Here is a 13,335-nt window from a genome sequence, read left to right as displayed (position 1 = left end):
GGTAGCAGTAAGGGAATGAATGATAAAAAAAAGAGTATTATGTAGTAGTATGCTTTTGACTGTTATGTTACTGTCGAAACTATACTCGAATCCACAACCAGAGTCCATGACTGATCCTTTTAGAAAGGCCCTAGATCAGTCGATGATTTCCAAGGTTATTGAGACCGAGGAGTTATCAAAAAAGAATTCCAAGGATGATTTCTATAGTCAAATCTCCTTTGCAAACGAAGAGATCCCACATGAGAAGGGCTTTTTTAGACAACGCTTAGATAAATACCTTAGTAAGTTTGCCTATTTAAAGAAGCCTTCGAATAACATTCACAAGAAAGCGGACAAATTGCTCCCTCGTATCGCTAAAATCCTGAAGAGTTACGGTATACCAGAAGACTTCAAGTATATTGCTGTTGTAGAAAGCAGTTTGAGCCCATCTACGACATCACATAAAGGTGCTGGAGGTTATTGGCAATTTATGCCGGCTACCGCGAGACTTTATGGATTGCGTGTTGACGGCAATGTAGACGAGCGTCTTGATCTTGTTAAATCGACTCATGCTGCCGCGAAATATTTAAAATCACTACATGATGAATTTGGCGATTGGACATTAGCAGCAGCAGCTTACAATGTTGGTGGGGGGAGTCTTCGTTCTTCGTTAAGAAGACAAGGAAAAGACAATTATTACGACCTGAAGCTTAATGCAGAAACCGCAGCGTACGTTTATAAAATCATCTCTATGAAAACTATTTTGGAAACAAGTTAGTAGAGATAAAATAATACCTAAAATATTTGAAGAAAGGGATGTCGAAAATGACGTCCCTTTTTTTTGTCTGTACTAGCCATATTTTATAGGGATAATCTTATTTACCCCTGTTGTCTTAACTCCCTGTATTGACAGAAATATGCTAATTAAAGTAATGGCTCTTTAAAAGCTTTAGAATATTTTGTAAATTTCATGTTAATAAGAAAATAGATTGTTTAATGAGATAAAAAATAACAACTAGTTTCTTTTACTAGCCAATTGACAAATAGACATCTTGCAATTCCGGCGATTCGATTATCGCACTTTATTAAAATTTTCTGAGTACAAGCTTTCAATTGTGATGCATATCACATTTTAGTGCTTCGGTTTATCATTCGAATGTCATGTGGTTAGGGGTACCTTTGAATCAGGTTAACTTAATTTAATAGAATAATGCAGGTAGAGCAATTTAATTATGACAACAAGATTGTCAGAGATTTTGGAATCGCAACTGTAACATGGGGAATCATCGGAATGACGGTGGGTCTATTAATAGCTTTGCAGCTAGTATGGCCGGAACTGAATTTCGGAACCCAATTTACAACCTTTGGTCGTATCCGACCCTTGCACACCAATGCAGTAATTTTTGCCTTTGTTGGTAACGCCATCTTTATGGGGGCTTATTATTCAATGCAACGCGTACTGAAAGCAAGAATGTTTAGCGATGTCCTAAGTAAAATTCATTTTTGGGGCTGGCAATTGGTTATTGTTGCCGCAGCGATTACACTTCCGTTAGGTATTACTTCATCTCACGAATATGCTGAGTTGGAATTGCCTATCGATATTTTCCTAACAGTAATCTGGGTAGTGTTCGGAATCAATATGTTTGGTACTATCATCAAACGTAGAGAACGTCACATGTATGTGGCTATTTGGTTTTATATCGCCACTTTCGTAACCGTTGCTGTTTTACACATCGTCAACTCCATTCAGGTACCAGTAAGTTTCTGGAAGAGCTATTATGTGTATTCCGGCGTTCAAGATGCATTAGTGCAATGGTGGTATGGACACAATGCTGTTGCATTCTTTTTGACAACACCATTCTTAGGGATGATGTACTACTTCCTACCTAAAATGGCTAACCGCCCTGTATATTCTTATAAATTAAGTATCCTTCACTTTTGGTCCTTAATTTTCATCTACATTTGGGCAGGACCTCACCACTTATTGTATACATCTTTACCAAGTTGGGTTCAATCATTGGGAGTCGTTTTCTCGATTATGTTAATTGCTCCAAGTTGGGGTGGTATGATCAATGGATTGTTGACGCTTCGCGGCGCATGGGACAAAGTTCGTACAGAGCCGATGTTGAAATTCATGGTCGTTGCTTTGACATGTTATGGTATGGCAACCCTAGAAGGTCCATTATTATCCTTAAAACAAGTAAATGCTATCGCACACTTTACCGATTGGATTCCAGCGCACGTACACATTGGTGCATTAGGATGGAACGGATTTATGACGTTTGCGGTACTTTATTGGTTGTTCCCAAGAATTTACAAAACTAACCTATACTCTAAGAAATTAGCAAATACCCACTTCTGGATCGGTACATTAGGAATTTTATTCTATGCGATTCCGATGTATTGGGCAGCGGTTGTACAAGGATTAATGTGGAAAGACTTTACTCCTGAAGGTGTATTGAAATACCCTAACTTCCTAGCGACCACATTGGAAATTCTACCGATGCACATGATGCGTGCTGCCGGAGGTTTGATGTACCTAGTAGGTGTGATTTTAATGACCTACAACTTAATTAAAACAGTAAAACAAGGAACACTTGTTGCGAACGAACCTGCAGAAGCACCTGCTTTAGAGCCTGTTCATGTAACAGAACGTTCTCAACACCGTCGTTTAGAGCGTAAGCCACTATTATTCTTAGTGATGGCTTTACTTGCCATATTAATTGGTGGTATCGTTGAAATGATCCCAACATTCACGGTAAGTAGCAACGTTCCTAAAATTAGCTCGGTAAAACCATATACCGCATTAGAACTTCAAGGTCGTGACTTATATATCCGAGAAGGATGTGTGAATTGTCACTCACAAACTATTCGTCCGTTCCGATCAGAGACTGCACGTTATGGTGAATATAGTAAGGCTGGAGAGTTCGTTTATGACCGTCCATTCTTATGGGGATCAAAACGTACAGGTCCAGATTTACATCGTATTGGAGGAAAATATCCTAATAAATGGCACTATGACCATATGTTAGATCCAACTATTACTTCTCCAGGTAGTATAATGCCTCAATATCCTTGGTTAATCAATCAAGATTTAGAGACTAAATATTTAACTGGTAAAATGCGTGTAATGCGTAATCTAGGGGTCCCTTATACGGATGCTGAGATTAACAATGCTGTTGCAGATGCAGATGCGCAGGCGCTTGTAATCGCTAAAGATTTAGCAGCAAATCAGGTTGAAGTAGAACCGACAAAGGAAATCATAGCGATGATTGCCTACCTACAACGTTTAGGAACTGATATCAAGTCGGCTCCGAAAGAGGAGACGCAATCGGCGGAAATTGATAAGAATAATTAATAGCAAACATAAAAAAAGGACATATTATGTTTAAGCAAATAACAAACTTAAATGGCGATGAGATTTACTTAATCGTCTCCCTATGCATCTTCCTTGGTTTTTTTATCCTCGTTAGTGTGATGTTATTCACGATGAAAAAGAATTTTGTGGACTACATGAAAGGATTGCCGTTGGAAGAGTCAGATCACGGATTAGATAAATTACCCGAATAGAAAAGACTTATGATTGCTATGATATTACAAGATACTGTTGCTACAGAAGTTGCAGCAGCAGTACCACAGACATTGGGAACGGGGAATTTATATAATGATATTTTCTATATCATGGTTTTCCTTGTGTTGATCGCGGTATTATTTTCAGCCGTTACGATTAATAGAGCATTACGTACGATGTTGAAGGTTACAATGCCGGACCTTGTTCAAGAGGAATCCCGTTTGAAAGCAGAACGTAAATCTGCGAAGCAGGTTGCTTGGCAAAAGAAATGGAATAATTTCCTTGGATTAAAGCCAATTGAACAAGAAGATTCATTAAAAATTGAAGATCATGAATATGATGGAATTGCGGAGTTAAATAATCCGATTCCAATATGGTTTAATGCATTGTTTTATTCAACTGTTGTTTTTGCCGTTGGTTATTTACTAATCTATCATGTGTTTGGAATTGGGCTTAACCAAGATCAAGAATATGATAAAGAGATGGCGAAGGCGGAGATAGAGAAAGCAGAGTTTTTATCTAAATCAGCAAATGCTTATGATGAAAACACGGTTGAGATTGATGCAACTGGTACATTGGCTGCAAACGGCAAGGCTATTTTTACTGCCAATTGTCAAGCATGTCATGGTCAGGCAGGGGAGGGTACAATTGGTCCGAACTTGACTGATAGATTTTGGCTTCACGGTGGAGAGATTAAAGACATCTTCAAGACGGTGAAGTACGGAGTGCCAGATAAAGGGATGGTTCCTTGGGAGCAAACCTTAACACCGGCTCAGATTGCTGAAGTGAGTAACTACATCGTGACGCTACGTGATACCAAACCTGCCAATCCAAAAGCAGCTGAAGGTGTAGAAGTCGCAGGTTACCAAGCCGATGGTGGTTCTTCAGAACCTGCAGCGCAAGATAGCGCAGCAACAGCAACAAATTAAATAAAATATTACAAGTCATGGAAGTAGCAGCAAAGGGAAGTGAAAATATCAATCAACCAGAAAAATCGAAGAGAAAGTGGGTTTATGCGAAAAAGCCTGCCGGAAAGCTTTACAATTATCGACAGGTTGTTGGATACTCTTTGCTGCTCTTTCTATTTGTAGCACCGTTTGTCAAAATAAACGACAATCCGTTCCTGATGTTTAACATCATCGAACGTAAATTTTCCATCTTTGGAAACATCTTCTTGCCGCAAGATATGCACATCTTTCTCTTTGGTATGCTTATCATCATGGTTTGTATCGTTCTGTTTACAGCAGTGTACGGTCGTGTGTGGTGTGGATGGACTTGCCCGCAAACCATATTTATGGAGTTGATTTTTCGCAGGATCGAGTATTTAATTGAAGGCGACTGGAATAAACAAAAGAAGTTAAACGAAGGTCCAGATACCGATGCAAAGGCCTGGCGAAAGATCTTGAAGCATGCTGTCTTTATCCTGATTTCCTTTTTGATTTCGAATTTATTCTTAGCCTATATTATAGGTGTAGATGCGCTGCTAAAGATTATTACAGAACCTGTAGACCAACATTTGGGAGGCTTCGCTTCCATATGGGCATTTACCTTTGTGTTTTATTTTGTATTCGCTTATGTGCGTGAAATCGTTTGTACACGTATTTGTCCTTACGGTCGATTGCAAGGCGTATTATTAGATGAAAACTCAGTTACCGTGGCGTATCATGTTTCACGTGGCGAGCCTAGGGGTAAGATTCGTAAGAATAGTGATGAATTTAGAGGCGATTGTATCGATTGCAACTTATGTGTCCATGTTTGCCCAACGGGTATTGATATCCGAAAGGGAACCCAGTTAGAGTGCGTTTCTTGTACAGCATGTATCGACGCCTGTGACGCGGTGATGGATAAGATAAATAAACCTAAACGTTTAATCGGTTTCTATACACAAGCTGAGGCTGAGGGTAAAGAAACTGTTGTTGAAGGAAAGAAAAGAAATACGCGAGCAATTGTCTATTCCTGTATATTGCTCGTGCTAATGGGTATCTTTGGTGCTATGATTTTTAGTCGTACCGATGTCGATGGACGACTTTTGCGAGCCAAAGGCAGTACCTATCAGTTCCGTGATGATGGAACGGTAACAAATTTATATTCCTTAGAACTCATCAATAAAACTACAAAGGATATTGATTATGTGCTGGAAAGCGATGATAAGAATATACAGATTCAAATTGTAAATCCGATTTCTCATTTACCACGCGAGGGAAATGCTAAGTTGAGTTTATTCTTAATAGCTAAAAAATCAAGTATAAAGGAATACAAATCGAATATTAAATTGAATGTCGTGGCCGAGGGTAAAGTGATCGAAACAATGAAGACCACCTTTATTGCTCCGCCTTCAAAATAAAAAGGAATGAATTGGGGATATAAAATAGTTTTTGGCCTAGGTGCCTTTATATTGTTCATCGTCGGTTTGGCTGTTTATATGGTCTCTCAAAATACCGATACGCTGGAAGATGACGATTACTACGAACGCGGGCTTAATTATGACGAGACGTATCGTAAAAAAGAAAATTTGAATAGAAATCACGCAAAGCCGACGATTCGAATTAATCAAGATACATTATTGATTCAATTTATTGCGGCAGATAATAAAGGTCAATTACATTTTAAGCGACCAGATAACAATAAACTGGATATATCGTTGCCATTTGCCACTAAGGGAGATTTATTTAAATTACCCTTAACAACCTTTAAAAAGGGAAATTGGAATCTCGAAATCGATTGGGTTAGTGCAGGCGACAGCTATTTGATTGATCAGCACGTTTACTATTAGGGCATGACTTATCATTACCTTGCATTTTTTATGGGCCTTTTAGGCAGTATTCACTGTGCGGTGATGTGCGGACCTTTACTGATTGCCGTTCAAGGCGGGAGTGCTGTTTCATGGAAGACAACATTCAATAAATTGCTATATCAATTTGGTAGGATTTTGACCTATGGCTTACTAGGTGTCTTACTAGGTTTAATAGGGAATGCTGCAGCAGTTCAAGGTTGGCAACAAGCCTTTAGCTTGGTTACGGGGATTGTGTTAACGGCTTTAGGATTGTTTTACATGCTTGGTAAGCATTCTAAGCAATTGGCTAGTTTCCAGTCGAAAGCAATACAGCCTTTCGCTCGATTTATGGGGCAATGGCTCTATCGTCCCGGCGGCAGTTTTGTTGCTGGCGTTCTCAATGGTGTATTACCCTGTGGAATGGTATACATGGCGCTGGCTTCTGCAGTCAACGCGAGTTCGCTCCAAAATAGCTTTATGTTTATGGTTCTCTTCGGATTAGGAACATTGCCGCTATTGTTAATTTTCTCCTTCGTTGGGAATTTTCCTAAACGGGTTCTTAAAAAGGGCTTCAGTTCCATACTGCCGGTTCTCTTTATCCTCATGGGCGTGTGGTTTATTCTACGCGGAGCTAACTTGGATATCCCTTATCTTTCTCCTCTTCTACATATGGAAGGCGCCATGAATTGCGCGTAGTTTTTACTCTACTGCTTCGTTATTATTCGAAGCATTCCCGAAGCAGGTACGAGCTATATTTCTACTATTGATTTTTCTTTTCTATCTTGTTATTGGGTCTCAAACATTTGGTAGCTGTGTTGGTTTAAATTGGAGGACTCCCAATTAAGTACGAGAAATATCCATATGAATGAATATATACAGCCTGTAATTTTATTTCTAGAGCAATGGGGATGGATGCCTTCATCTATTATTTACCTCGGTGTAATAATCACGATTCTTATAGAGAACCGTAATCCGACGAAGACTATCTCATGGGTGATGGTTATCGTCTTTTTGCCATTAGTCGGTGTGATTCTATATTATCTATTTGGTCAGAAGTTTTCAAAAGTAAAAAAACTCAAACGCCTAAATCAAGAGCAAACTTTGCGGTTGAAAAAAGAATTTCAGCGCTTGGAACCGTTAATGACTTGGTCTATTCAAAATATTCACAATAAAATAGGCGATTTTGCACGCGTCTATTCCTATCTCAAAAACGAACGCCTTTCATCACCAACCTTAAATAATGAGGTTACATTATTGGTTAATGGTGAAGAAAAGTTTAAATATTTTTTGGAATCATTGGAGTCCGCGAGCCATTCCATTCACTTAGAATACTATATTTTCGATTTAGATCAAATCGGTACGAAAGTTTTGAATATCCTCGAACAGAAAGCAAGTGAGGGGGTAAAGGTGCGACTTATAGTCGATAGTTTTGGCTCTCCTCAATTGGTTCGGCATATGAGGAAGATAAAGAATGAGACTAAAATTGAATTTCAAGCATTTCTGCCGGTAACTTTTACTTCCTTAGCGAATAGCAATTACCGGAATCACCGTAAAATTGCGGTTATAGATGGTTATACAGCTTATATTGGCGGGATTAATATTTCTGATCGTTATAGCAATCCGAACAATTTCGGCTTGTATTGGCGAGATACATCAGTGAAAGTTGTCGGGAACGCTGGTACCATGTTTCAAATTAGTTTTTGGAACTCCTGGAATCAGACGGATGGCGAATCATTTAATTTGGAAGACGGTTATTTAAAGGATATGCCGGTGGTAGCAGAACAGCTGAGCGCTGTTGCCCTAGTTTCCAGCGATCCAGGTTCAATGGGGCCATTCAATATGGAGGCACTGCTTCTAGCTATTGGCGAGGCTAATGAAAGTATTAAGCTTTGGACTCCCTACTTCATACCATCAGAAGAGTTGTCGACTGCGCTGAAGACTGCCGCTGCTGCAGGAGTTAATGTGGAATTAATGATTCCCGCTACAGGGGATTCTTGGATTGTGCAGCATGCTTCTTTCTCATTTTTAAAACCGTTGCTTGAACGAGGCGTAAAAGTCTATCTTTATGAGAAGGGATTTCTTCACGCGAAGACTTCTGTCATCGATAAGAAGATTGCCTATGTGGGTACTGTAAACTTAGATTTCCGTAGTTTTTATATCAACTACGAAGTCGCTGCAGCAATTTCGAATAAGCGTTTTTGCGAGCAATTAGATGAACAGTTTGAAATAGATAAGCAGGATAGCAGAATAGTGACGCTTAAAGATTGGAAGAAGCGAAAAGCATGGAAGCGAGGAATAGACTCTTTATGTCGCTTATTGGCACCCCTACTATAGGCTAAAGACTGTTAAATTTCAGTGTATATGGGGATGTTCTTTAAAAAATTAGATATATTTAGCTTTTTGAAAAACTCAAGAATCAATGAGCAAAATAAATCGAATACTTATCCTTATTATAACCCTATTAGCTGTTTCCAATTTCACGAGGGCCCAAGAAAAACCTGCAATTCCGATTAATACCGCGGTAGAGAATGTGCAAAAGTTCTTTACAGTTTATCCTGTAGAAAAAATACACCTTCATTTCGATAAACCATACTATGCAGTGGGGGATACCCTGTGGTTCAAATCCTATCTGAATACCAATCTATTCAATTATGATCCAAGTAAGGTTGCTTATGTAGAGATCTTGAATAGTCGTGACTCCTTAATGCAAACTTTACGTGTGCCATTGAAAGATGGAGCAGGAAAGGGACAATTGGTATTAGATCCGCAATTTTGGTCCCAAGATAATTATCGTGTTCGAGCATATACGAAGTGGATGATGAATTTTGATATGGGTTACTTCTTCAACAAGGTTATTCCAATTGGCGATGCTATTAATAAGAAGTTAGGCACTGATATCAGCTTTGAACCGGATGGGACAAAGACGAAGGCTGTACTTCAGTTTAGGAATCGCAATGGCGAGCTTTTGAGTCGCAAGAAGTTGAGTTGGGAAGCCAATGACGGTTGGGATCCTTTCGATAAAGGAAAAGCGGAAACGGATGCTTTGGGTCGCGTGACAGTCAACCTGTCGACGAAAGAAAAGGAGAAGTTTCAGAATGGACGCTTAGTGATTAAATTGGAAGATGGAGAGACTTTAGTTGGTCAATATCCTCTACGTAATGCAATTTGGGAAGCTGATGTTCAATTTTTTCCTGAAGGAGGGGATTTAATAGCTGGTATTTCCAAGAAAGTTGCATTTAAGGCTGTCAATTCAACAGGTTTAGGCTTAAAGGTAAAAGGTAAGATTATCGACAGTAAGAAGCAAGAGGTTGCAACTTTCGAAGATTTAGGTCTTGGTATGGGTGCTTTTACTTTTGTTCCGGTTAGCGGCGAGAAATATCAAGCGCATGTTAATTTTGAAAATGGTCAGCAAAAGACATATGATTTACCAGCTGTCGTGGATAACAAGGTAAATTTGGTCTATGTAAAACAAGAAGGTGATTTCATCAACTTGGGAATTGTGACCAATGACAGTTATTTTCAGCAAATTCAAAATAAGCCATTCTATGTTTTTGGACAGTTGAATGGACACTTAGTTTATGCCGCGCAGGCATCAATGAAAAGTGCTGCTGTATCTGTACGAATTCCGATTAAGGAACTGCCGAATGGTATTGTACAGATGACTTTATTGTCGCCAGATGGTGCACCGATGTCTGAACGTTTAGTCTTTATACAGCCTCAAAAACTGATTGATATTCAGGTGAAAACAGATAAAGACAGTTATACACGGAAAGACTTGGTGAAGATGAAACTTCATGTTAATAGTCCGATCGATAGTTTGATTGGGAATTACTCCGTTTCCGTAATCGATGAGTCGAAGGTTCCATTTAATGAGGATAATGAGCGTACTATCGTGAGTAGTATGTTGCTTACGTCTGATTTAAAAGGATACGTCGAGAAACCTAATTACTACTTCAACGAAAAGAATACAAATAGACAAGATGCTATTGATGCGTTAATGATGACTCAGGGGTACAGACGCTTTGATTATAAGGATTTGGTCCAAGGTAAATTACCAGCTTTGCGCTTTATGCCAGAATTAGGTATTACATTAAGTGGTACTTTACGCTTAAATACTGGACGTCCGCAGCCTAATGGAGGTCTATTTTTAAGTATTCCAGGAGCAGCAATTAAGAAAGATACTTACACTGACAAGAATGGGGCGTTTAAATTTGAAAACCTTGTTTTCCAAGATTCATTGAAAGCGACAATCAACGCGCGTGGAAATGATAACTTCCGTAGTCTTGTCATCAATATGGATCAAACATTCTATCCAGAGGTAGATCAGAATAGCCCTTATTTTAGTTCTGGTATTCAGAATATAGATCAAAGCATGTCGGCATATCTGGATAATAGTAAGAAGGAATTTCGTACATCGATCTTGATTGATGAGGTTGTTGTAACAGCAACTCAAGAGAAAAAACAATCGAGTAAAGATTTTTCTGCATTATCTGGACTTTCAATGCCTGACCATCGTATTGAAGGTTCTCGACTTCAAGGTTGTAATGTTCTTACGATGTGTTTAAATACGCTTTTAACAGGGGTTACCTATGATGTAAATACCCTGAAGTATTATGTGACAAGAAATTATAACTCCGGTAGTCGTGTTCCGGTTCAATTCTTTTTGAACGGTATGCCAATTGATGAACCTTCCTTAAATTCAATTACTGTTTCGGAAATTGAAGGAATTGAAATCTTCTTAAGAGATGATTTAGGGACTGTTCGTAACATTTATCAGAATGATGGAGTTGTATCGATTATCACGAAAAAGGAAAAGAAACAACCTCGTATGACTGCAGCGCAAATTGAGGCAATGCTTCCTAAATCAAATGTAATTGATCTTCACCCATTAGGATATGTTAAACAACGTGTGTTTTATACACCAAAATACACGACTCCAGATAGCAAGAATATTAATGACTATAGAACAACGGTTTACTGGAATCCAGAAATTCAAGTTAGTAAGAATGGAGAAATAGACTTAGAGTTCTATAATTCTGACGGTACTGGGAAATACAAAGTCGTTGTAGAGGGGAATGATGTTCAGGGTAATGTAGGTCGCAAGGTCTTCTATTACAATGTGAAATAGACGTTAAAAGTTAAATTTTAGCTGAATATATTGAAAGGTTCGAAGTTCTGCTTCGAACCTTTTTTATTTCTATTTTCTCACGTTTAGAACAACAGCAACAAGTATCAAAATAAAACCAAGTATTGCGTATTGACTGAATGTTTCCTGAAATAAAAAATATCCAAATATTAGCGCGTAGACAACACCTAGATAATTTAGACTAGCTACTTTAGCAAGATTGGCAGTTTGGTAGGATAGGGTCATATAATATTGTGCGATTTGGGTAAATATTCCAATCAATAATAGTATTCCCCAATCCCATCCAATAGGAGTTTGCCATTGCAATATGGTGTAAGCGGTAACAAAGGGTAAGGTAATAAGCGGGAAATAGAAGATGATAACTAATGGGTGCTCAGACGTTTTTAGTTTGGAGATGATGTTGTAAGCTAGCCCAGAGAACAATGCGGCGGTTAATCCGATAATTAGATCTAAGGGTGAAATTCGCGGGTCAAATCCCTTCAGCATCATTACGCCGATAATTGCAATTGCGAAATATAGAAAACGTATTGGCTTTACGGGTTGCTTTACGATATAGATTCCAAGTATTGCCGTAAAAAACGGAGAGAGATAGTTTATCGTCACCGCGGAAGCTAAAGGTATGTTTTGCAGCGTGTAGAAAGATCCTACTAAACCAATGCAACCTGCGATTCCTCGAAGAATTAGTAATGGCTTATTATTTCCAAATACTGGAATATTGTCTCTTTTAAGAATAACATAAGAGGCGATAAGACTGAATAACGATCGGAAGAAAACAACTTCGAGTGTTGGGATGTGAGATACATACTTAACACATACATTCATCAGGGCGAAGAATAGCCCCGCAAGCAGCATATATTTAATGCTATCTTTTTCTTCCACAACTATTGAACAGGGTCGTTATGTTTTTTTACGACTTCTCTAATGCCCGTTTCAGGGTCAATTTCTAACTCAGTTTGTTTAACTAATACGGCGAATGAAGACGGTTGGATACCTTTACCATATTTGATAGCATATTCCTTAGTAAACTCGGCTCCAAAGTATAGGATAGCAGAAGAGTAATATACCCATGCTAATAAGATTATAATTGATCCTGCAGCACCGTAAGATGATGCGGTCATGTTTTGACTCAAATAAACGGAAATACCATATTTACCTAACATGAACAGCAAAGAAGTGAAGATTGCTCCTCCCAAAATGTCTTTGAATCGAACTTTTGCATCTGGTAAGAAGGCATAAATAATACCGAAAAGTGTTGTAATGACTACGAAAGTAATGGTAGTGTTCACCATATCGATCAAGCTGATATCCCAGTTCTGAATAAATCTATTGAAATAGTCTGTCATGATTCCGATCAAACTACTTACAATTAAAGAAGCCATTAACAAGAATACCAACCCTAGAATCATAGAGAAAGAAATCAGTCGGTTGATAATAAGTTTTAACCAACCTTTTTTAGGCTTTGGTTTTACTTTCCAGATTGTGTTGATTGAATTTTGGATATCGACGAAGATTGTCGTTGATGTGAACATTAAGGTCGCAGTACCTATAATAATTCCGATATTGGATTTACTATCTAGCGATATCTTGGAGACTGTAGATTCAAGGGTAGCGGCAATTTCTCGTCCGAATAGATCGCTGAGTTCGTCCATGACTTGATCACGCGCTCCAACTGTTCCATCCAGGTGTTCACCGTAAAAAAAACCTAAGGTCCACGTTAATATCAGTAACAATGGACCTATTGAAAATACGGTATAGTAAGCTAATGAAGCACTAAGCTTCATGCAATTGTCTTCGATAAACCCATTTACAGCATTAACTAATAGCTCCCAAAATTCCTTTAGTTTGGTCCAAATAGTGTTTATCATA

Annotated in this window: 11 protein-coding genes; 9 read left to right on the top strand and 2 right to left on the bottom strand. The window is 38.5% G+C overall.

The window, feature by feature from the left end:
• Positions 1-19 precede the first annotated feature (19 nt).
• The 9 genes from GFH32_RS13130 (at position 20) to GFH32_RS13090 (ending at position 11,451) form a co-directional block, all read left to right on the top strand.
• The gene (locus GFH32_RS13130) at positions 20-757 is read left to right on the top strand and encodes a lytic transglycosylase domain-containing protein (protein WP_153512029.1); all 738 of its coding nucleotides are present in this window, start codon (positions 20-22) and stop codon (positions 755-757) included.
• Positions 758-1,189: 432 nt separating this feature from the next.
• Positions 1,190-3,337, top strand: coding sequence for a cytochrome-c oxidase, cbb3-type subunit I (gene ccoN, locus GFH32_RS13125; RefSeq protein ID WP_153512028.1), 2,148 nt, complete (start codon positions 1,190-1,192; stop codon positions 3,335-3,337).
• A gap of 26 nt (positions 3,338-3,363) precedes the next feature.
• A complete protein-coding gene (locus GFH32_RS13120) occupies positions 3,364-3,549 on the top strand; it encodes a hypothetical protein (RefSeq protein WP_153512027.1) in 186 nt (61 codons plus the stop codon).
• Positions 3,550-3,558: 9 nt separating this feature from the next.
• Positions 3,559-4,479 carry a cbb3-type cytochrome c oxidase N-terminal domain-containing protein gene (locus GFH32_RS13115; RefSeq protein ID WP_228384136.1) on the top strand — a complete coding sequence of 307 codons (921 nt, stop codon included), beginning with the start codon at positions 3,559-3,561 and terminating at the stop codon, positions 4,477-4,479.
• A gap of 17 nt (positions 4,480-4,496) precedes the next feature.
• Positions 4,497-5,894, top strand: a complete 1,398-nt coding sequence (gene ccoG, locus GFH32_RS13110; protein ID WP_153512026.1) for a cytochrome c oxidase accessory protein CcoG — start codon at positions 4,497-4,499, stop codon at positions 5,892-5,894.
• 6 nt (positions 5,895-5,900) lie between these two features.
• Positions 5,901-6,323 (top strand): FixH family protein, encoded by a 423-nt coding sequence (locus tag GFH32_RS13105; protein ID WP_153512025.1) that lies wholly within the window; start codon positions 5,901-5,903, stop codon positions 6,321-6,323.
• Positions 6,324-6,326: 3 nt separating this feature from the next.
• The gene (locus GFH32_RS13100) at positions 6,327-7,019 is read left to right on the top strand and encodes a sulfite exporter TauE/SafE family protein (protein ID WP_153512024.1); all 693 of its coding nucleotides are present in this window, start codon (positions 6,327-6,329) and stop codon (positions 7,017-7,019) included.
• A 165-nt stretch (positions 7,020-7,184) separates the two neighbouring features.
• The gene (gene cls / locus GFH32_RS13095; protein WP_153512023.1) at positions 7,185-8,657 is read left to right on the top strand and encodes a cardiolipin synthase; all 1,473 of its coding nucleotides are present in this window, start codon (positions 7,185-7,187) and stop codon (positions 8,655-8,657) included.
• 85 nt (positions 8,658-8,742) lie between these two features.
• A complete protein-coding gene (locus GFH32_RS13090; RefSeq protein ID WP_228384135.1) occupies positions 8,743-11,451 on the top strand; it encodes a carboxypeptidase regulatory-like domain-containing protein in 2,709 nt (902 codons plus the stop codon).
• A gap of 69 nt (positions 11,452-11,520) precedes the next feature.
• Here the strand turns inward: GFH32_RS13090 and GFH32_RS13085 are convergent, their stop codons facing one another.
• Positions 11,521-12,348: a DMT family transporter gene (locus tag GFH32_RS13085; RefSeq protein WP_202111311.1), complete on the bottom strand. Its 828-nt coding sequence runs from the start codon at positions 12,346-12,348 to the stop codon at positions 11,521-11,523.
• Between the two features lie 2 nt (positions 12,349-12,350).
• Entirely contained in the window at positions 12,351-13,334 is a 984-nt protein-coding gene (locus GFH32_RS13080; RefSeq protein ID WP_153512022.1) for a YihY/virulence factor BrkB family protein, read from the bottom strand.
• Position 13,335: the final 1 nt, after the last annotated feature.

The sequence above is a fragment of the Sphingobacteruim zhuxiongii genome (assembly GCF_009557615.1).
GTDB classification, from domain to species: Bacteria; Bacteroidota; Bacteroidia; order Sphingobacteriales; family Sphingobacteriaceae; genus Sphingobacterium; species Sphingobacterium zhuxiongii.
This window is presented reverse-complemented; position numbering and strand designations above follow the sequence as displayed.